Origin of the sequence: Lentibacillus persicus (assembly GCF_900112705.1) — a bacterium.
GTDB lineage: Bacteria > Bacillota > Bacilli > Bacillales > Amphibacillaceae > Lentibacillus > Lentibacillus persicus.
In genome coordinates this window covers 125,702-146,606 of sequence record NZ_FOMR01000009.1, presented here as the reverse complement: position 1 = coordinate 146,606, position 20,905 = coordinate 125,702, and the positions used below count along the sequence as shown (strand labels likewise).

The 20,905-nt window shown below is 45.2% G+C and carries 18 protein-coding genes and 3 tRNA genes; 16 read left to right on the top strand and 5 right to left on the bottom strand.

Annotated elements, in window-relative coordinates; translation table 11 throughout:
* The first annotated feature begins 42 nt into the window (after window positions 1–42).
* From BMZ22_RS12900 to rocF, 8 genes are all read left to right on the top strand, one after another.
* Window positions 43–127, top strand: a tRNA-Tyr gene (locus BMZ22_RS12900).
* A gap of 10 nt (window positions 128–137) precedes the next feature.
* Window positions 138–209, top strand: a tRNA-Gln gene (locus tag BMZ22_RS12895).
* A 56-nt stretch (window positions 210–265) separates the two neighbouring features.
* Window positions 266–338 (top strand) — tRNA-Lys (locus tag BMZ22_RS12890).
* A 186-nt stretch (window positions 339–524) separates the two neighbouring features.
* Window positions 525–1,814 (top strand): hydroxymethylglutaryl-CoA reductase, degradative, encoded by a 1,290-nt coding sequence (locus tag BMZ22_RS12885; protein ID WP_090086245.1) that lies wholly within the window; start codon window positions 525–527, stop codon window positions 1,812–1,814.
* A complete protein-coding gene (gene mvk / locus BMZ22_RS12880; RefSeq protein ID WP_090086243.1) occupies window positions 1,811–2,779 on the top strand; it encodes a mevalonate kinase in 969 nt (322 codons plus the stop codon). The genes BMZ22_RS12885 and mvk overlap by 4 nt, the downstream gene beginning before the upstream one ends.
* A 100-nt stretch (window positions 2,780–2,879) precedes the next feature.
* A complete protein-coding gene (gene mvaD / locus BMZ22_RS12875) occupies window positions 2,880–3,857 on the top strand; it encodes a diphosphomevalonate decarboxylase (RefSeq protein WP_090086241.1) in 978 nt (325 codons plus the stop codon).
* A 9-nt stretch (window positions 3,858–3,866) separates the two neighbouring features.
* A complete protein-coding gene (locus tag BMZ22_RS12870) occupies window positions 3,867–4,967 on the top strand; it encodes a phosphomevalonate kinase (RefSeq protein ID WP_245745417.1) in 1,101 nt (366 codons plus the stop codon).
* 129 nt (window positions 4,968–5,096) lie between these two features.
* Window positions 5,097–5,999 carry an arginase gene (rocF, locus tag BMZ22_RS12865; RefSeq protein ID WP_090086239.1) on the top strand — a complete coding sequence of 301 codons (903 nt, stop codon included), beginning with the start codon at window positions 5,097–5,099 and terminating at the stop codon, window positions 5,997–5,999.
* Between the two features lie 111 nt (window positions 6,000–6,110).
* Here the strand turns inward: rocF and BMZ22_RS12860 are convergent, their stop codons facing one another.
* Complete coding sequence (locus tag BMZ22_RS12860; protein WP_245745415.1) at window positions 6,111–6,260, bottom strand: aspartyl-phosphate phosphatase Spo0E family protein; 150 nt, start codon at window positions 6,258–6,260, stop codon at window positions 6,111–6,113.
* 205 nt (window positions 6,261–6,465) lie between these two features.
* Here BMZ22_RS12860 and sigW point away from each other — a divergent pair, with 205 nt between their 5' ends.
* The 6 genes from sigW to BMZ22_RS12830 all read left to right on the top strand — a co-directional run bounded on the left by sigW (window position 6,466) and on the right by BMZ22_RS12830 (window position 13,308).
* Window positions 6,466–7,029 (top strand): RNA polymerase sigma factor SigW, encoded by a 564-nt coding sequence (gene sigW, locus BMZ22_RS12855; RefSeq protein WP_090086237.1) that lies wholly within the window; start codon window positions 6,466–6,468, stop codon window positions 7,027–7,029.
* Between the two features lie 14 nt (window positions 7,030–7,043).
* Window positions 7,044–7,721, top strand: a complete 678-nt coding sequence (locus BMZ22_RS12850; RefSeq protein WP_090086235.1) for a zf-HC2 domain-containing protein — start codon at window positions 7,044–7,046, stop codon at window positions 7,719–7,721.
* Between the two features lie 122 nt (window positions 7,722–7,843).
* The gene (gene cdaA / locus BMZ22_RS12845; RefSeq protein ID WP_090086233.1) at window positions 7,844–8,665 is read left to right on the top strand and encodes a diadenylate cyclase CdaA; all 822 of its coding nucleotides are present in this window, start codon (window positions 7,844–7,846) and stop codon (window positions 8,663–8,665) included.
* Window positions 8,658–9,890 carry a CdaR family protein gene (locus BMZ22_RS12840; protein ID WP_090086230.1) on the top strand — a complete coding sequence of 411 codons (1,233 nt, stop codon included), beginning with the start codon at window positions 8,658–8,660 and terminating at the stop codon, window positions 9,888–9,890. Before cdaA ends, BMZ22_RS12840 begins: the two co-directional genes overlap by 8 nt.
* 120 nt (window positions 9,891–10,010) lie before the next feature.
* Complete coding sequence (gene glmM / locus BMZ22_RS12835; protein ID WP_090086228.1) at window positions 10,011–11,357, top strand: phosphoglucosamine mutase; 1,347 nt, start codon at window positions 10,011–10,013, stop codon at window positions 11,355–11,357.
* A gap of 163 nt (window positions 11,358–11,520) precedes the next feature.
* Entirely contained in the window at window positions 11,521–13,308 is a 1,788-nt protein-coding gene (locus BMZ22_RS12830; RefSeq protein ID WP_090086226.1) for a S9 family peptidase, read from the top strand.
* A gap of 65 nt (window positions 13,309–13,373) precedes the next feature.
* On the opposite strand, the gene BMZ22_RS12825 is transcribed toward BMZ22_RS12830, so the two are convergent.
* The gene (locus BMZ22_RS12825) at window positions 13,374–13,934 is read right to left on the bottom strand and encodes a tetratricopeptide repeat protein (RefSeq protein ID WP_090086224.1); all 561 of its coding nucleotides are present in this window, start codon (window positions 13,932–13,934) and stop codon (window positions 13,374–13,376) included.
* A 973-nt stretch (window positions 13,935–14,907) separates the two neighbouring features.
* Between BMZ22_RS12825 and glmS the strand changes: the two genes are divergently transcribed.
* Complete coding sequence (gene glmS / locus BMZ22_RS12820; protein ID WP_090086290.1) at window positions 14,908–16,710, top strand: glutamine--fructose-6-phosphate transaminase (isomerizing); 1,803 nt, start codon at window positions 14,908–14,910, stop codon at window positions 16,708–16,710.
* A gap of 166 nt (window positions 16,711–16,876) precedes the next feature.
* On the opposite strand, the gene BMZ22_RS12815 is transcribed toward glmS, so the two are convergent.
* The 3 genes from BMZ22_RS12815 to BMZ22_RS12805 form a co-directional block, all read right to left on the bottom strand.
* Window positions 16,877–17,665, bottom strand: coding sequence for a cytochrome c oxidase assembly protein (locus tag BMZ22_RS12815; RefSeq protein WP_090086222.1), 789 nt, complete (start codon window positions 17,663–17,665; stop codon window positions 16,877–16,879).
* Window position 17,666: 1 nt separating this feature from the next.
* Window positions 17,667–18,146, bottom strand: coding sequence for a DUF2243 domain-containing protein (locus tag BMZ22_RS12810; RefSeq protein WP_090086221.1), 480 nt, complete (start codon window positions 18,144–18,146; stop codon window positions 17,667–17,669).
* A 99-nt stretch (window positions 18,147–18,245) separates the two neighbouring features.
* Window positions 18,246–18,614, bottom strand: coding sequence for a thiol-disulfide oxidoreductase DCC family protein (locus BMZ22_RS12805; protein WP_090086219.1), 369 nt, complete (start codon window positions 18,612–18,614; stop codon window positions 18,246–18,248).
* 234 nt (window positions 18,615–18,848) lie between these two features.
* On the opposite strand from BMZ22_RS12805, the gene ltaS reads away from it, so the two are divergent.
* Entirely contained in the window at window positions 18,849–20,894 is a 2,046-nt protein-coding gene (ltaS, locus tag BMZ22_RS12800) for a lipoteichoic acid synthase (protein WP_090086217.1), read from the top strand.
* Window positions 20,895–20,905: the final 11 nt, after the last annotated feature.

Below are 20,905 nucleotides of genomic sequence, written 5' to 3'. Positions count from 1 at the left end.
TTTCCATGTATAAAACAAATCATTAATACGAACACTATTTACGGAGGGGTAGCGAAGTGGCTAAACGCGGCGGACTGTAAATCCGCTCCCTCAGGGTTCGGGAGTTCGAATCTCTCCCCCTCCACCATACTTTCTATTGGGCTATAGCCAAGCGGTAAGGCATCGGGTTTTGATCCCGTGATTCGCTGGTTCGAATCCAGCTAGCCCAGCTTTTTTTATTTCCGGCAGTTTTTTTAAATAAAAATATTTTATCAATAATATACGTGAGCCATTAGCTCAGCTGGCAGAGCATCTGACTTTTAATCAGAGGGTCGGAGGTTCGAATCCTCCATGGCTCATCTGACTAAAAAACGTTAGCAAATTACATAACCGACGATTAGGCAAATAAACAAGGTTGTTATGATGTTAACAGCCTTGTTTATTTGCATTTTATGCTGTTTTTTTACATAATAGAAACAGTAATTTGTTTCAAAAACTTTGGCATTCACATATAATACGGTGGTTATAAAAAAGGATGAATTGGTATGGAAACGTCCAGAATTCCCGGCTTTTATAATATGACAGTTGAAGAACGCCGAAAATTGCTTGCTTCAATGGATATGTTTACCGAAGAGGATGCGGCTTATTTATTTTCCAAAGAGCCGCTGCCGATCGATACAGCCAATAACATGATCGAAAATGTAATTGGCACGTTTCCGCTTCCATTGGGGATGGGATTGAATTTCCTTATAAACGGGAAAGAATATTGTATCCCAATGGCAATAGAGGAGCCATCAGTTGTGGCATCAGCAAGCCATATTGCGAAAATTGTCAGGAATAATGGTGGGTTTACCGCCGAAGCAACCGATCGCGTCATGACCGGTCAGATTCAAGTTGTCGGCTGTGCTGATTTTAATGAAGCAAAAGCGGCCATACTAAACGAAAAAGCCATGCTGCTTGAAGCTGCCAACAATGCGTACCCAAGCCTGCAGGAACGCGGCGGGGGTGCCGAGGATCTGGAAGTTCGTCTGATAAATGAAGAATCCGATTCACAATACGGCAAGATGCTTGTCCTTCATCTTTACGTCAACACATGCGATGCGATGGGAGCCAACATGATTAATACGATGGCTGAGTCGCTTGCGCCGGTTGTTGAGGAATTGACCGGGGGAAAGGTTTACTTGCGAATTTTGTCTAATTATCCTGAACGTTGTCTGGCAAGCGCCCGATGTGTTATACCGCCGGAGTTGCTTGAAACCGGTGATTTTTCCGGGGAAGAAGTGCGTGATGGGGTGATTCATGCGTATGAATTTGCCGCGTCTGATCCGTATCGGGCTGTCACCCATAACAAAGGTATTATGAACGGGATAGACCCGGTTGTTATTGCGACCGGCAATGACTGGCGGGCGGTTGAAGCAGGTGCGCATGCGCATGCTGCACGCGACGGCATGTATACATCGATGACAACGTGGTATAAAGATGAACAGGGAAATTTAGTCGGTGAATTGGAATTGCCGATGTCGGTTGGGACTGTCGGCGGCTCAATTCGAGTGCACCCGATTGCCAAACTTGCCCATAAACTGTTGAATGTTGATTCAGCCCGCGAACTTTCGCAAGTCATTGTGGCTGTAGGACTTGCCCAAAATCTGGGAGCGCTGAAAGCATTGGCGACAGATGGCATCCAGAAGGGGCATATGGCACTACATTCTCGCTCTGTTGCCATTGCAGCAGGAGCCACAGGGGAGATGATAGATATGATCTCACAACGGTTAATTGATGAGAAAGAAATCCGTGTCGGAAAAGCTAAAGAATTGGTGGAAGAATATAAAAAATGAGCATCGAAAAAGCGACAACTTCAGTACAAACAGCTATTGGTGTAGCTCATAGCAAGTTGATTTTAATTGGTGAACATGCAGTTGTGCACGGACAACCTGCCATTTCCCTTCCATTTCCGCACGTCGGCGTTGAATCGATTGTTGATTATGTGCCTGGTTCAGTGAAAATTGACAGCACATTTTATCATGGTCCAATTGATTCAGCTCCTGATGCGCTGAACGGTTTGACCGCGTGTATCAGAGAAACGCTGGATTATCTTGAGATACCTTGTGAAAACCTGCTTATCCGGATAAAATCCTCAATACCGCCTGGAAAGGGGCTTGGTTCAAGCGCCTCGGTATCGGTTGCAGTTATCCGCTCACTTTTTGCCTACGCGGAGCAAGGTTATGAAATGGCGGATATTCTGCGTCTCGCTGATATTTCAGAACGGCATGCGCACGGGGAGCCGAGCGGGATTGATACGCTGACGATCACCTCTGAGATGCCTGTCTGGTATGAAAAAGATGAGCCGTTTGACATGATTGAGCCGCAGGGCGACTTCCATTTCATTGTTGCCGATTCCGGCAGAATGGGGGATACGCGTCTTGCGGTGGAATCGGTCACGAATTTGCTGAAATCAGCACCACGACGGATTCACCGAAAGCTCGAGCGGCTGGGAGAACTGACGCATCGTGCCCGAACAGCGCTCGAGACGGCGAGCAAACATGTTCTCGGCAATATGCTGAATGAAGCGCAAAAAGAACTGGAAGCATTGGGTGTGAGCGATGCAGGATTGAACCGTCTGATCTATATCGCACGCCAGGAAGGTGCTCTGGGTGCTAAATTAACAGGCGGCGGCAATGGCGGCTGTGTCATTGCACTCGCTAAAAATGAAGTGCACTCAAAACAGCTGTGTGAAAAACTGAAAAAATTTGGTGCACATGCTGTATGGTCCTTCTCATTAGGCAGCAAACAAGCAGATTAAAAATTACCTGTTCAACTTAAAGGTAAAATGACCGTGAAGCGACTTAAGTCATTTTACCTCGTTTTTTGAACAGGCCCACGAATACTAAAGGGGTTATATCATGAAAGCAACAGCAAAAGCCCATACAAATATTGCCCTTATCAAATATTGGGGAAAACGTGACGAGTCACTGATTTTGCCAATGAATAACAGCCTGTCACTGACATTGGATGGTTTCTATACGACGACAACCGTTGATTTTCAGGATAGTTTAACGGCTGATCAGTTTTATTTAAATGACCGACTGGTTGAAGGTGCAGAACACCACCGGGTAAGCGCATTTCTCGACCGGATACGCAAAGCAGCGGGCCGACCTGATGCGTTTGCTTATGTGCATTCAACCAACCATGTACCGACTGCAGCGGGATTTGCTTCATCTGCTTCAGGTTTCGCAGCGCTGGCTGCTGCCGCTTCACGGGCAATTGGCTTGCCTGATAATGCGCAGGCGCTCTCCATTTTGACACGGCAAGGATCCGGTTCCGCCTGCCGCTCGGTCTATGGCGGTTTTGTTGAGTGGGAAAAAGGTGCGGAGGCTGACGGATCGGATTCATATGCGATCCAAATCGCACCAGCTGACCATTGGGACCTCAGGGTTGCTGCTGTGGTGCTCTCCTCGGATGAAAAGAAAGTTTTGAGCAGGGAAGGGATGAAGCGAACGGTTGAAACGTCCACGTTCTATTCTGCCTGGGTGGAGAGCATTCCGGATGATCTTGAAGCGATTAAAGCAGGTATTGCTGAAAAGGACTTTGAAAAAGTGGGCGAAATAGCTGAAGCGAATTGTCTGCGGATGCACGCGACCACTTTGGCCGCCAATCCGCCGTTTTCGTACTGGCAAAGCACCACGTTGGCCATTATGGAGACTGTTCGCAAGCTACGTTCAGAAGGTGTTCCGGCATTTTTCACAATTGATGCGGGACCGAATGTTAAAGTGCTTTATACACCGGAACACGAAGAGACCATCCGAAACACACTTCAAGACGTGCCTGGCGTTCATGACATTAAAGTAAGCAGACCCGGTCAGGGCGTATCCTACGTATAGGGGTTGAACATGTTGCCTGAGTCACCTTTAACAATTAAAGTCCCCGGAAAGTTGATGGTTGCCGGGGAATTTGCCGTGCTGGAAAAGTATCAAAAATTAGTTGTAACAGCAGTCGATCGCTTTGTATACGCGACATTAAAGGATACGAGCGAAAACCGGCTGACGCTTGAGTCGTTTGATTTAGATGCCATGCCCTGGGTCTACGAATCCGGTGCTGTCCAGGTCAAAACAGATGACAGGCGTGTTCGATTTGTCGAAGAAGCAATGAATATCGTCTATACATATTTAAGCGAGAATAACGTTGAACTGGCGCCATTTCATCTTTTCGTCCGCAGCGAGCTCGATGATGCATCAGGAAGAAAATATGGTCTCGGTTCGAGTGCGGCCGTTGTCACCTCTGTGGTGGCAGCGATTTTAAAGCGATTTTGGCCCGAAAAACCATCCAAAAAGCTGATTTTTAAATTAGCGGCCATTTCGCATGTGAAAACACAAGGGAGCGGCTCAGGGGCAGACGTTGCGGCATCATCTTTCGGCGGTGTTCTGCAGTATGCTTCGTTTCAGGCAGACTGGCTGCGCGAGGCGTACAATGCGTCGTCCAGTGTAACGGAACTCGTTAATAAGGACTGGCCGTATTTCCGTGTTAACCCGATACAATTGCCCGATAACATCCATATGTGTATCGGATGGACTGGCTCGCCTGCATCGACACATCAATTGGTCCAGGGTATTTTGCAGCTTAAGACGGACAACCGGAAGTTGTATGAGCAATTCATGGCAGACAGCAGAACGGCGGTCAGCACGTTTTTAGACGGCATGGCAGCGAATGAGCCCAGTGCGATTATTGACGGAACAAAACAAAACCGGCGTGCGCTTGCTGCCGTTGGAAGAGATGCGAATGTTGATATCGAAACACCATTGTTAAAAACATTGTGCGATCTCGCCGAAGACTTTGGCGGTGCCGGTAAGCCTTCAGGTGCCGGTGGCGGAGATTGCGGCATTGCTTTTATGCCAACGCGTGAAAAAGCAGAGGAACTCATGAGCGCATGGAAAGCAGCAGGCATCAAACCGCTCGATATCACAGTTTCCACAAATGGTGCTGTTAAAATATAACAAGCAGGATTGGCTTAAGAAAGCCAATTCTGCTTTTTTAGTTTGGTGAATGTATATATATGCATTTTCTTGCCGGGTTGAGTCATTGTTCTTTTTTTGGCTAAAATAGACGGCAGAGGAGGGTGCGTTATGCAAACGAATATGTCGATTATTGGTGTGCCGATGGATCTGGGGCAAAGCCGGCGCGGAGTTGATATGGGACCAAGTGCCATCCGCTACGCAGGTGTCATCGAAACGCTTGAAAACTTAAACTATAATATAGCGGATTTGGGGGATGTAGCCGTCTCGCGTCCTGACAGCAAAGAACAGATCCAGGAAGGCAATTTGCGAAATCTCCAGCAAGTACACGAATGCAACAAAAAGCTTGCAGAAATGGTCGATGAAGAAATTGGCAAGAACCGTTTTCCGCTGGTGCTGGGAGGCGATCACAGCATAGCGATCGGCAGTTTGGCAGGAACCGCTAAACATTACGATAATCTAGGTGTTATCTGGTATGACGCCCATGGCGATTTAAATTCAGGTGAAACGTCACCGTCCGGCAATATCCATGGGATGCCACTCGCAGTAAGCCTCGGCATCGGCCATGAAAAACTGACGAATATCCATGAGTATGCACCAAAAGTCAAGCCTGAGAATATCGTTATCGTCGGCGCACGATCCCTCGACCCGGGCGAAAAAGAATTGATCCGTGAAAAAGGGATAACCGTCTATTCGATGCATGAAGTCGATCGGATGGGCATGCCGCAAGTAATGGCTGAAACAATCGATTACTTGAAAGCGCGGACTGACGGCGTGCATTTGAGCCTCGATTTGGATGGACTTGATCCTGAGGAAGCACCAGGTGTCGGCACCCCGGTGATAGGCGGTCTTTCCTACCGCGAAAGCCATTTGGCCATGGAGATGTTATCAGAAGCAGACATCCTCACATCAGCTGAATTTGTTGAAGTGAACCCGATTCTTGATGATAAAAATAAAACCGCCGCAATGGCAGTTGGTCTGATGGGTTCATTATTCGGAGAGAAACTTAAATAGAAAAATCTGTTTGCACGAAAGACATCCTGAAGCGGGTGTCTTTTCATTTGATACCAATCTATTTTGGACTATTTTTTTCGGTTTAATCCTATACCTTAAGTGTCCATTTACTTATGCATTCTCGTATTGGTTCAACAAATCATCCAGCCGCTTGCTTGATTGAACAACGGGCGTGGACGTTAAGCCATATTGTTTGCTCAGTTCCAACATTTCAAGGCGGCATTTCTCTATTTTTTCTAACAATATTGACTGATGAGCCACAAAAACGCCTCCTAATTTAGTATAATTAGTAATAGATTACCCGGAAAAAAGACCCACTAAACTATCTTTTAAGTTTTTAACTGATAATTTATTGTCGTTATGATGGCTTGGGTCAAAAAAAAATAAATAGCACACAAAAATTTTGAAACCTTTTTCGGTATTAGGCCGTACATATAATACCGCATGGTGCGCGGAGGTACAAAAGATGGAGCGGAAGATTAAGGAAAAAATAAAACAGGTGAAACGGGGCGATCAATCGGCATACGAAGAGATTGTTTCCTTTTACCAGCATAAGATTTTTCAGCATTGTTATCGTATGCTCGGCAACAGGCACGAAGCAGAAGATATAGGTCAGGAGACGTTCATTCGTGCATACGTCAATATCCACTCGTTTGATGACAATCGTAAATTCTCAACATGGCTTTATCGGATTGCTACCAATTTGACGATCGACCGAATACGAAAACGGAAACCGGACTATTACCTGGATGCTGATATTAAAGGTACAGAAGGGCTGAATATGTATTCGCAGCTTGCTGCCGATAACCGGCTTCCGGAAGAGGAAGTTCAGGGCAGGGAGCTTCAGGATTATATCACCCGGGAGATTTACGGGCTTCCACCAAAATATCGGAGCGTCATTGTATTGAGATATTTGGAAGAACTGTCATTGCAGGAAATTAGTGATATTCTCGACCTTCCGCTTGGCACGGTAAAAACCCGGATTCATCGAGGACGCGAAGCTCTACGGAAAAAGCTTCGTCATGTGTAAAGGAGTGTGATCGCATGAGCTGCAGCCAGGAATATATTAAGCTGATGCATCATTATTTGGATGGCGGCTTAGCAAAACAGGAAGAAGATACATTACGCGCTCATCTGGAAGATTGTGAATCCTGCCAAAAACACTTCCATGAACTGAAACGCACGATTACACTCGTTAAAAGTGCCGGGCAACATACAGCGCCGGATAATTTTACTGAAAATGTTATGCAAAAGCTCCCTCGTGAAAAGAAGCGAGTTAAGTATACGCGCTGGTTCAAAATGCATCCTGTTTTGACGTCAGCTGCTATTTTCTTTATTTTTATGTTTACCGGCATTTTATCAAGCTGGAATACGGATAATGAACTGGTTGTTTCCAAGCAGGAGAACCTGGAAATTGTCGGGGATACAGTCATTGTGCCCGAGGATGTAACGGTTTCGGGTGATTTAGTGGTTAAAAATGGCGATTTGCGAGTTGATGGGACGGTGGATGGTGACGTTCATTTAGTTAATGGAAACTTGATTGAAGAGGACCCAACGGAAGGATCGGAGCTGATGGCTTCAACCGGTGAGATAAACGGCGAACTGCACCATGTTGATCAAATGTTTGAATGGCTCTGGTTCCGATTCAAAGATTTGACGGAAAGTATCTTTTCGCTGGGGCAAATCAGTCACCTATACGGGGTCTGTCCCCTACCACTTTAATGCTTTAAAGCGGCGGGGGACAGACCCTCTTTTTTTTAGGTGATACCATGCAGAATATGCTATAATAGGAGAGGTATTATTTTCGATAGGGAAGCACACCAAGGACGGAAGGAAGTGTAAACATGCTTGATGGGGGATTCGACCTTCTTGTATTACTGCGAATCGGCGTAGACATTGCTCTCGTCTGGTATGTTTTATATAAAATTATCATGCTGATCAGAGGCACCAAGGCAATACAGCTCTTAAAGGGCATTGTGGTTGTCCTGCTCGTCTGGGGTATCAGCATTCTATTCGAGTTACATACGATTCAATATCTGACAAACCAGGTCATTAACTGGGGTTTTGTTGTCATTATCATATTATTCCAGCCTGAACTTAGGAGGGCACTCGAGCAGCTTGGGCGTGGCAATTTGTTTACGAGAGGGTCGCGGTCCGAAGAGGAAATACTGGAGCAAAAAATTAATGCACTCGTTCAATCATGTCAATATATGGCCAAGCGTCGTATTGGTGCGCTCATTACCATTGAAAGGGAGACCGGGATGGGCGACTATGCCGAGACAGGGATTCCAATTCACGGAACGCTGACACATCAGTTGCTGACAAACATATTTACACCAAACACGCCATTGCATGATGGGGCGGTCATAATAAAGGATGAAGAGATTTTTGCAGCAGCCTGCTATCTTCCATTATCAGAAAGCCCGTTTATTTCAAAAGAGCTCGGGACAAGGCACCGGGCGGCAATGGGCGTCAGTGAAGTCACTGATTCGATCACGATTGTCGTTTCTGAGGAAACAGGCAATATCTCGGTAACGAAAAATGGCGAATTGAAGCGTGACCTCGATCAGGATGGACTGCGAACTTATTTGCGTGAGGCGCTTGCGCCATCCTTGAGAGCCTCTGAACCCAAGTCACGACATCAGAGGGGGAATAATGATGGATAATTGGTTTAAGAGTCGATGGTTTGTCCGTGCTATTTCCTTAGCTTTTGCTGTGGCGTTATATGTTTTCGTTCAAGTTGAGATTGATCAGTATCAGAATGACTCGCGTGTTTTTCCAAGTTCCGGCTCTGATGTACAGACTGTCGATAACGTTCCTGTGAATATCCGTATCGACGAAGAAAATTATGTTGTAAGTGGTGTACCTGAAGTTGCGAGTGTAACACTCGAAGGCACTACGGGATCAGTGACGCCTGCAGCCCGCCAGCAGAACTTTGACATATTTGTAGACCTGGAAGATCTTGAAGCGGGAACGCATACTGTTACATTGGAACACACCGGTGTCTCCGATGAACTGAATGTCTATATCGAGCCGAAAACAATTGAAGTCACGATTGAAGAGCGGTCATCTGAGGATTTTGATATTGCTGTGGATTATATTAATATGGATCAAATGCCTGATGGTTACGAGGTTGGAAATACAGAGACAAGTCCCGGACAAGTTACGATTACGAGTTCAAAGGACGTGATTGACCAAATTGCAATTGTTAAAGTATTTGTTGACATGGCTGGAATTACCGAACCAATCGATAATCGCGAAGTCCCTGTAAAGGTTTATGATGCCGGCGGTAACGAGCTGAATGTGCGCATTGAACCGGAAACGGTGGATGCTTCGGTCGATATCGATAACCCGAGTAAATCAGTCCCTGTAAGCGTAGCAACAACAGGCGAGCTGGCGGAAGCGTATTCGTTGTCTTCCATGGAGCCCGGGACTGAAGAAGCCGAAATCTTTGCCACAAATGACGTTCTGCAAGGTATTGAAGAAGTATCGACTGAAGAAATTGATTTATCGGATGTGACCGAATCAGGTGCTGTAGAAGCCGGGCTGAATTTGCCGGAGGGTGTCAGTATTGCGGACCCTGAATCGGTGGAAGTGATGATTGAATTGGAACAAACACGAACATTCGAGAGCGTTCCAATCGAAGTGGAAAACCTTGGTGACGGGCAGGAAATATCATTTGTCGAGCCTGAAAATGAAGAAATGGCGATCACCGTAACAGGCAATCAGGAAGATGTCAGCTCACTTTCGGCGGAGGATTTCCGGGCTGTCATTGACGCAGAGGGGTTATCAGAAGGACAGCATGATATTCCGCTTACAATCGAGTCCCCGGATAGCGTTGAGGCTGAAGGGGAATTTGAACAAGTGACAGCAGAGATTTCATCCGGGTAGAGTGGCGGTTTCACTGTCAGTTACATGAAATTAACGTACTCAATCATTTAAACTCTAAAGAATCGCACTAAATTTTTAACGACCTCCAGTTAAACGGTTGTAAAGGAGAGGTAAACCAAGATGGGAAAATATTTTGGAACAGACGGTGTCAGAGGCGTTGCAAACACAGAATTAACATCGGAGTTGGCATATAAATTAGGCCGGTTTGGCGGTTATGCATTAACAAAGGGCACTGAAAAACCCAAAATACTGGTTGGCAGAGATCCCAGGGTATCCGGGAATATGCTAGAAGGGGCTCTCGTTGCCGGTCTGCTTTCGATTGGCGCTGAAGTCATGCGGCTTGGTGTTATTTCCACACCTGGTGTGGCATTTCTCACGAAAGCTACAAAAGCTGAAGCAGGGGTGATGATTTCTGCCTCGCACAACCCCGTAGAGGATAATGGCATAAAGTTTTTCGGTCCGGATGGTTTTAAACTGACCGATGAAGAAGAAAACCAAATCGAAACGCTTATGGAGGGTGAAGATGACTTGCCGCGTCCCGTTGGGGGCGATGTTGGCATTATGAATGACTATTTTGAAGGGGGTCAAAAGTACCTTTCCTACCTTAAAGATACAATCGATAACGAATTTGAAGATATGCGAATTGCCCTTGATTGTGCACACGGTGCGACTTCCAGCCTTGCAACGCATTTGTTCGCTGATCTGGAAGCAGATATTGTTTCGATCGGCTCATCGCCGGACGGCTTGAATATTAACGACGGTGTCGGTTCAACACAGCCGGAAGCATTGCAGGCATTTGTAAAAGAAAAGGAAGCCGAATTAGGCCTTGCATTTGACGGCGATGGTGATCGCCTGATAGCGGTTGATGAAAAAGGTAACATTGTCGATGGAGACCAGATTATGTATATATGCGGCAAATATATGAACCAGAAAGGGCTTCTGCGCCATAACACTGTCGTCTCAACCGTTATGAGTAATCTCGGGTTTTATAAAGCGCTGGAAGAAAATGGAATGCGCAGTGATAAAACATCGGTTGGCGACCGCTATGTGATGGAAGAAATGCGCAAGGGCGGTTATAACCTTGGCGGTGAACAATCGGGACATATTATTTTTCTTGATTACAATACAACCGGTGATGGTATGCTGACCGCTCTGCAGCTTGTCAATGTCATCAAAGAAACAGGCAAACCGCTTTCCGAGCTTGCAAACGAAATGGAAATTTATCCGCAAGTGCTTAAAAACGTCAGAGTCGTTGATAAGCATGATGCCATCACTAATCCGAAGATCCAGGAAGAAATTGAGCGTGTCGAACGTGAACTCGATGGCGAAGGCCGTGTGCTTGTCCGTCCGTCAGGCACCGAACCGCTTGTCAGAGTGATGGTGGAAGCACCAACCAAAGAGGATTGTGAAAAATATGCCGATCAGGTCGCCAATGTGATCGATGAACTGCTTGGCATGAAAGAATAATACATTGGATTAAAGCTGCTCTCCCTGGACGGAGGGCAGTTTTTTTGTGGATAATTATAGATATTGCTTGGTGATACACCATCTTAGGGTATTTATTGTCATGGAATTAAGTTATAATTATTTTGGTAACTTATCTTGCAATTCTATATTTAGGGGGAAGACGATGATTGAATTTCCGAAGCCGACGGTCGAGCAATTTTTTCGTACGTACGCAATTAATACATTTGATGTCAGTGCAGATGAAGAGCGGCTTGTTTTCAGTACGAATCTGGACGGCAAGATGAATCTATGGGCAATGGACTTACCGGATACATATCCATATTTGTTCGCCCATCAGAATGAATCGTGCAGCTTTATAAAATTTGACCCGAAAGGCCGTTATGTCCTGGCCGGATTTGATAAAGACGGCGATGAAAACCATCATATTTATGCCATTCCTTATGCGGGCGGCATCCCGCAAAAGGTCATAACCGGCGAGGAAGAGGACAAATTTTTCTTCACGGATTTGAGCGATGATGGGGAACGCATTTATTACATTACATCAGCAGATAACCCGTCATTTATGAACACCCGCTTGCGCAATTTAAAAAATGACACCGATACGCTGCTTAACATAGGTGAAGAGTCGGCGACCGAACTGGCGGCTGTGTCGAAAAGTGAGGATGCCTTTGTTTATATCAGGTCGTTCGCAAATACATATGTCATCGGGTTTCTCAAAACGGGAGATAAGGTCTATAATCTGACACCAGACCCGGAGACAGTGCATGTGACATCTGAACCGGTTTTTATTGATGATAAAACAGTCTATTTCCTCACAAACTTTAACAGCGAATACAGTTATATTGCAAAATTTGATATCGAGGAGCAGGCGTTTTCCGAAGTGCTTTCAGTTGAGAATGAAAGTATTGAACAACTGAAATTTAATAAACAACAAAACGCATTGTATTTCATCACAAAAAACGGCGTAAGCGAAGGGCTTTATCGCTATGACTTAAAAGGTGAAAACCTTGAGAAACTTCCGGCCCCGGTGGATATTATATTTCAGCTTAAGGTTACGCAAGCCGGCAATCTCTATGTGCTTGGTACGAGTGATAAACTGCCGGGGAACATATTTCAATCTGAAGACGGTTTGAATTGGAAGCAACTGACGAATAATCGTGTGCTCGGGGTGGCCAGTGATGATATGGTTGAGCCGGACGTCGTGTCCTATCAATCATTCGATGGTATGGAAATTGAAGCTCTGCTGTATAAAGCTAAACCGGAGAATGATAACGGTTATACGATTTTCTGGCCGCACGGGGGACCGCAAGCTGCTCAGCGAAAAGCGTTTTTTTCTATGTTTCAATGTTTTCTGAACCGCGGCTATACGATCTTTGCCCCGAATTTCAGAGGAAGCACAGGGTATGGCGCTTCGTTTGCCAGAATGGTCGAGCAAGATTGGGGAGAAGGGCCGCGCCTGGATTGTACGGCGGGGATTGAATGGCTGTTTGAAAATGGCATAACCGACCGTGATAAATTGTTCCTCGTCGGCGGCAGTTACGGTGGTTACATGGCTTTGCTTCTGCATGGGCGTCATTCGGATTATTTCAAGGCCTGTGTCGACATATTCGGGCCATCCGATCTGTTTACATTTGTCAATTCGGTTCCTGATCATTGGAAGCCAATTATGGAACGCTGGCTTGGCAACCCGGATCGTGACAGGGAGCGGTTTATTAAGGACTCACCGGTTACTTACCTCGATGGCATGACTAAGCCGATGCTGGTTATCCAGGGAGCGCATGATCCGCGTGTTGTTAAAGAAGAATCCGATAATATCGTTGCCAAGCTTCAGGAAAAAGGCCGGGATGTCGAGTATCTTGTTCTGGAAGATGAAGGCCACGGCTTTTCGAAAAAGGAAAACGAAATAAAGGTTTACAAACGCATGCTGGACTTTCTGGAAAAACATCAGTGAACTGGCGATTGAACGTACTATCAAAAAAGGCGTTTCGGGGACTCCCCGTAACGCCTTTTTGATGGTTATTTGTTCAGCTTTTTCTCACATGTTTCAATCGCCGTTTCAGTCGATTCGATCAGTTCCTTGTTGCGGTTGCCTTGCTGGAGCTCAAGCGCTTTACGGAAATAGTGCAGTGCTTCTTCATACTTTTCCTGATCAAATAAGTTTTTGCCCTGATGCTGGTAGACAAAATCTTTAAACTCGCTGTAATCGCCGTCGTTTTCAGCAGTTTCGATTAATTCAGCGAACATTCTATTGGATGTGTCAAAGTCGTTGTGCCATTGGTATGTATTGGCGAGCCGCATCTGGTTGATGAACACACTCTGCTTTCGATCGAGGGAGCGGAAGATATCAATTGCCTGATTTAACTGCCGTTTGCTTTCATTCAATTCTCCAACGATGCGGAGATATGTTCCGAGCATGCCGTGCAGTTTTCCTTTCTCGGCTTCCTCGAGTGATTCATCATTAAGCTGTTTTTGAAGATACATCATGCCATAAAGCATGTCCATTTTATTCATCGGCACTTCCCGCAGGTTCGGTCCGAATTTAAACCGCATATCGTGCGGAATGTCTGCTGCGTTCATAATAAGACTCCTTACTTTTTGAGTTCAGTATACTAGATAAGATCCTTACGCGGCACACATTATGCTTCATTCAGGCATATTTATAAACCATACACCGTAAAAAAGCTCTTTTCGTAAATTTTGTTGCGCTTTAACCTGTAGAGTTGATGTAAACTGCGAACCAGTGAAAATTCTTCCCTTCTTAATTACGGTAAGCATTAAAAGTCGCTCGGGCAATATACTTCGCTTTCCATGGGCACGGCCTCAGCCTCCTCAGAAAGCAAAGGCCGCTTTCTTGCGGGGTCTTCGGACACGTGCTGTTCCCATAGGAGTCTCCGTACATTGCCTGCGCTAAAAAGTGCTTACTGTAGTTTTGTCTGTTTAATGAGTAGCGCAACGTTATTTCAACACTCACGTAAGCAGCTGGAATATGCGAGACTCCTGTGGGACAGCGAGCCTAAGAGACCCCGCAGTGAGCGGTTTTTGCTCACGAGGAGGCTCGTGGGGAGCCCACGGAAAGCGAGTATATTCCAGCTGCGTCTCTAGAAAGTTATCCCAAACTATCCAACTAAACTTTACGTCGCAGTTTATGGATATGGTGTCAAAATTACCATTTGGATAACGGTCTTTTTAAAAAATAATTGACCTGCAAGTTCTCTCTCGGGTAGAATGTAGAAAGCCTCAGTTGCTTATGAGGTGTTGATTCAAAAATAGAAAGGAGCGTAGACGGAAAACGAAAGAATATAGCGCCTGAACTATTTTCTGACCGGTCATGAAAATAGTTGACGAGGAGGAGGTTATCGAGCGCAATCGGCGGGTGCCTCCCGGCTGCACATCTCAGTCGTAATGCTTTTTCCAAAAACAGTGAGGCGACTTACTGCACAAAGGATAAAGCCAGATGAACGGACGACAATCACGAGAAGGGGCAACAAAACGCCCCGGAATTGAAAATAAAGGTCGTTTGTTGCCCCTTGATTTCAAGGAGGAAACAACGATGTGCGGAATTGTAGGTTATATCGGCTATAACGATACGAAAGATATTTTATTAAATGGACTTGAAAAATTGGAATATCGCGGCTATGACTCAGCTGGAATTGCAATGCTTGATAACGATGAGATAGATCTGTTTAAGGTGAAAGGAAGAATTGCTGCATTGCGCCAGCGTGTTGATGATTCGGCTCAAGCGACGATAGGAATCGGTCATACGCGCTGGGCGACGCATGGAGGCCCGAGTGCTGAAAATGCGCACCCGCATCAAAGCGCTTCCGGTCGTTTTGCGCTCGTTCATAATGGTGTCATTGAAAATTATCAGGAACTGAAAAGAGCGTACCTTGACGAGGTTGATTTCGGCAGTGAAACGGATACGGAAATTATTGTGCAGCTTGTCGAAAAATATGCTGAAAAATATCAGGACACAGCTGAAGCGTTCCGTCAGACGGTCAGTGTCTTAAAAGGATCTTATGCGCTCGCGTTAATTGATAAAGCGGATAACGAAGCGATTTATGTCGCTAAAAACAAAAGCCCGCTGCTGGTGGGCCTCGGCGATGAATTTAACGTTGTAGCCAGTGATGCCATGGCTACATTGAAAGAGACTGACCAGTATCTTGAGTTGGATGATCAGGAAATTGTCATTGTGAAGCGGCATTCAGTGGACGTGCAACAGCTCGACGGGACTCCCGTGACGCGTGAACCTTTCACTGCAGAAATTGATGCGAGCGAAATCGAAAAGGGGACATATCCGCATTTTATGCTTAAAGAAATTGATGAGCAGCCGTTGGTTTTGCGCCGTATTATCCAAGAATATCAGGACAAAAACGGTAACCTGAAGTTGGATAAAAATGTCCGTGCGGCAATGAAAACGTGCGATCGTATTTATATTATTGCAGCGGGAACCAGCTATCATGCGGGTCTTGTCGGAAAACAATTCGTTGAGAACATGGCCGGCATCCCCACAGAAGTGCATGTGGCAAGTGAATTTTCCTATAATATGCCGCTTTTATCCGACAAACCGTTGTTTGTGTTCATTTCACAAAGCGGCGAAACAGCTGACAGCCGTTCGGTATTAGTTAAAATTAAAGAAATGGGACACCCGGCGCTGACGATTACGAATGTCGCCGGATCCACCCTTTCTCGTGAAGCAGACTATACGATGCATCTGCATGCAGGCCCGGAAATCGCCGTTGCTTCGACAAAAGCATATACGGCGCAAGTTGCCGTTCTGGCAATTCTCGCCGTCGATTCAGCCCAGGCAAAAGGGCTTAATCTCGATTTTGATCCCATGCAGGAACTCAGCATCACAGCCAACGCGATGGAAGTGTTGACTGATCAGAAAAAAACGATTGAAGAGCTTGTCCGGGATAACCTTGGCACGACCCGCAATGCGTTTTTTATTGGGCGGTCGACAGATTATTTCGTCTGCTTGGAAGGCGCCCTGAAGCTGAAAGAAATCTCTTATATTCAGGCAGAAGGTTTTGCCGGTGGTGAGCTGAAACACGGCACCATCGCCCTGATTGAAGAAGGCACACCGGTTATCGCGCTGGCAACACAGGAAGCAGTCAATTATGCCATCCGCAGCAATGTCCACGAAGTTGTTGCGCGCGGTGCTAATGACATGATCTTCAGCATGAAAGGTCTTGAGCAGGATACCGACGCTTTTGTCCTCCCGCAAGTGCATGAACTATTGACACCGCTTGTCAGTGTCGTGCCAATGCAGCTGCTCGCTTATTACGCAGCCTTGCACCGCGATTGTGATGTTGATAAACCAAGGAATTTAGCAAAATCAGTTACAGTCGAGTAAAGGAAATTTATAACGGTGAACAAAAAATGCCCCTTTAGATTATTATTTTGTCTAAAGGGGTGTTTTGTGTCAGTTATATTTAGATTCAAACCAACCTAAAAATTGAACATAAATCGTTTAAAAGCCGCAGCTTCTATACTTTGGCTTTTTGAAATATTTGTTAAAGCTATCCTGATACATAAGTAGTCCGTTCATTTCTGGTTTTCGGCTTTGTCGATCGGTACCAGTGCCAACAAAGAATGATAACAATCACAACGTCAACTGCATCTCCACCGTAATACATTAGCATCCCGCCGGTTTCTGCTTCATCTCTCGGAACACCTGCCGGCGGATAGGCATACAAGTATTTTGACAGAATACCATGAGCGGCAAGGGCTGCAATTAGAATAATACTGCGGTACACATAGCTTCTGCGGTGGGGGATCGGGTCGATATAGATCATGGAGACCGTAAAAAGATAGCCGGCAAGGAATATATGCAGATGGATAAGTATGTGCAAAAGCATGCTTTCGTGCATCAGCCGAAATAAGTCAGTTGTATAAAGAACCCAAAGTCCTCCGAGGTTGAGTCCGGCCGTGACAGCCGGGTTACTGAGAACAGCAAGTGTTCCACTGCGTAGAATTCCCGTGAGCGTTTTTGCCTTGGCTGCCGGCAAGGCGCGCAGCAGCAGTTTAACCGGGGCTCCCAGCACCATTAAAAGCGGCCCCAACATACCTAATAAAAGATGGCCGGTCATGTGATACCGGAAATCCATGTGGGCGAGTTGTGCCAATGGTCCGGCTACAGGAATAAGACACAGCAGAATACCGGCAGACCAGAATAAGGTACGATAGACCGGCCAGTCCCTGTCTTTTTTCATTGAGACAGCGAGGGCAGTTATATAAATAATAAATGCCGCCATAAAAGGAAAAGCAAGCAGCAATTCAGTGGCCAAAGGTATAGGTTGATGCGTCATGTCACAAGCTGCTTTCTATCAATCGTTTTCGCGTCTGATGAACAATCCAAATACCTGCAAGCAAAAACACGACGGCGATCACATTCCATGCGATATCGTACATCAGCAGGTTATTCGTATCATAGCGGATTTGGTGAATGCGCATTAATTTATGTTGGACAAGACCATCATAAAGATTAAAGAACCCGAGCCCAATCAGTACAGCGCCGGTCCATCTTTTTTTCCACCAGGCATCTCTTCGCCGGAGATCGGCGACCATAAAGAGCGAACCTACCGTGGCGAACCAGCTGAAGGCATGGAAAAGACCGTCCGATAACAGTCCAATTTCTGTAGTCGATTTATCGTAAAAATGATGCCAGCCCAAAAGCTGATGAAAAACCATTTCGTCAAGGAAGGCTACAAGACCCAGACCAAAAAGAATGCCTGACCAGAAATTGCGCCGGGCATATGTGAACTGCTGTTTTGAGTTAATGGGAGTCACTTTAGGTCACCTCATACATTGCTGTTTGTCATTAGTGTACCCTTGTACATCAGCCCATAAACGAGACCTTCCCGTTTCCTCCTTCCAAAGAACCGTGTTTTACTGCCCGTCATATGGCACGCGTCCAAACCATTTATAACGGCGGGTTGACACGAAACGGTATGCCGGGTCTCCAACATAATCTACAAACGGCATGTAAAGAAAACGCCCGATAAGTTTGGTTGCCGGAAGCACGGAAAGAATCTTGCGCACCGTATAAAACCCGGTCAGGACTTCCTTGTTTTTGGTATACATATAAATCTCGTCATACATATTCTTATAGATGTTTATTTCCAGCTGATGGTCTTCTCTTACTTTCTGGACCGGATGCCAAAGAATAGCATCGTTCTTGTCCAGCTTCATCAGTACTGCTTTTACTGTCCGGCATAACGGGCACTCAGCATCATAAAAAACAATATGTTTAGTCATGGGACTTTACTCCTTTCTTTGTTACAAAATAACTGGTTTAAAATTCATTATAACGGGAATTAATAATTCCGTGTTAAATTAATGTAAATTAGGTCTTAACAAAATGACGTTCTAGGTGTAAAATATATCTTCAGCCCGTAATTTTAAAAAGCTTTTTTAGCTTCTGGTTACCGGCATGATAGTACAACTGAACTTAACTTTAAAGTCAGTTTGAAAAATATGGAGTGAAAAAATATGAAAAAGTTAGCAAGTTTAAAATCAACTAAAATGGGATTTTTTCTGCTGGCGTTAGTCTTGTTTTGGATGAAAACGTATATTATATATATTTCAGAGTTTAATTTAGGTGTCAATAACCTGCTGCAGCATTTTCTGCTGTTTATAAACCCTTTGAGTACGGGGCTTATTTTGCTTGGTCTGGCGCTATTCTTTAAAGGCAAACGATTCGGTATTGCTTTGTTAATTATAGATTCATTGCTCACATTATTTATGTACGCCAACATTGTGTTCTATCGCGAGTTTAATAACTTTATCACAGTACAAACGCTTATGCAGACGGACAATGCCGGCAGTATCGGCAAAAGTTTTTTCGGGTTGGCAGAATGGCATGATTTGTTGTATGCACTCGACCTGATTATTCTGGCTGTTCTGTTTGTTAAACGGAAATCTGTTTGGTCCCCGGCACGCTTCAGTTTCAGGAAGCCTTTCGCCGTGCTGGCTTCGGGAGTCCTTGTATTTGCTGCCAATCTGGGTCTGGCGGAGATAGACCGTCCACAGCTTTTGGAGCGGGTGTTTGATAATAATTATATTGTAAAATATCTTGGTGCCCCTAACTTTGCCGTATTCAACACCGTTCAATCGGTTAAAGCGAATGCTAAACGGCAGATGGCCTCAAGTGAGGACTTAAATGAGGTGGAAAATTACACCGATAAGAAATATGCAGAACCGAACGCGGAATATTTCGGAAAAGCAGAAGGAAAGAATATTATTAAGATTCACCTTGAGTCATTTCAGTCATTCTTGATTGATTATGAGTTGCACGGGGAAGAAGTAACACCATTTCTTAACTCGCTTGTTCATGATGAAAGCAAGAATTTCACGTACTTTGATAACTTCTTCCACCAGACTGAACAGGGTAAAACCGCAGATGCGGAACTATTATTGGATACGTCATTATATGGTACACCGCAAGGTTCTGCATTTGTGACAAAAGGCTCGAACACGTACCAGGCACTGCCGGCGATTCTTGATCAGAAACAAAATTATACAAGTGCTGTATTCCATGGTGACGAGGGGTCATTCTGGAACCGGGATAAAGTATATAAACAGCTCGGCATTGATAAGTTTTATGAAGAGAGTTATTACAACATGAGCGAGGAAAAAGTCATTAATTATGGCTTGAAAGATAAGCCATTCTTCAAGCAATCCATGCCATTATTGGAAGAACTTAATCAAAAAGACGGACCATTTTATGCCCATATGATGACATTGACTCACCATTACCCATTTATCCTGGATGAGGGTGAAGAATCGATTGAACCGGCTGAAACCGGTGATGGCACAGTGGACCGTTATTTCCAGACAGCACGTTACCTGGATGAAGCACTGAAACAGTTCTTCGATGACCTGAAGGAGAAAGGGTTGTATGAAGACTCTGTCATTATGATTTATGGCGACCATAACGGTATTTCGGAAAACCACGACAAGGCCATGAGTGAAATAACAGGTGAAGAAATCACACCGTTGAAAAATGCCGACTTGCAGCGTGTGCCTTATATGATTCGTGTCCCGGGCATGGAAGGACAGGGAACGAACCATGAATATTCAGGCATGACGGATGTTGTACCGACAATGTTGCATTTATTGGGTATCGACTCAAAAGACTATATTCAGTTTGGGACTGACATGTTCTCAGACGAGCATAAAGACTTTGTTCCGTTCCGCAATGGAAGTTTTATGACGGAAGACTACAGTTACGTGCAAGAGGTCTTTTATGATAATGACACCGGTGAACCGATAGAGGAACCGACTGAAGAAATGAAAGAAAAACGTGATCAGGTTCATTACGAATTGAGCTTGAACGATGAAGTGTTGAATGGTGATCTGCTGCGATTCTATGAACCTAGTGAAGACTGGGAGCCTGTTGATCCGAGCGAATACCAGTACGGTAAAGCTAATGAGGAAAGCTCAGGAGAGGAAAATACCGAGAAAGATAATACCGATGAGGAAAAAGAGGCAGAGGACGCAGAAGACACTGAAAATAACGATGAGAATAATTCATAAGAAAAACCCCC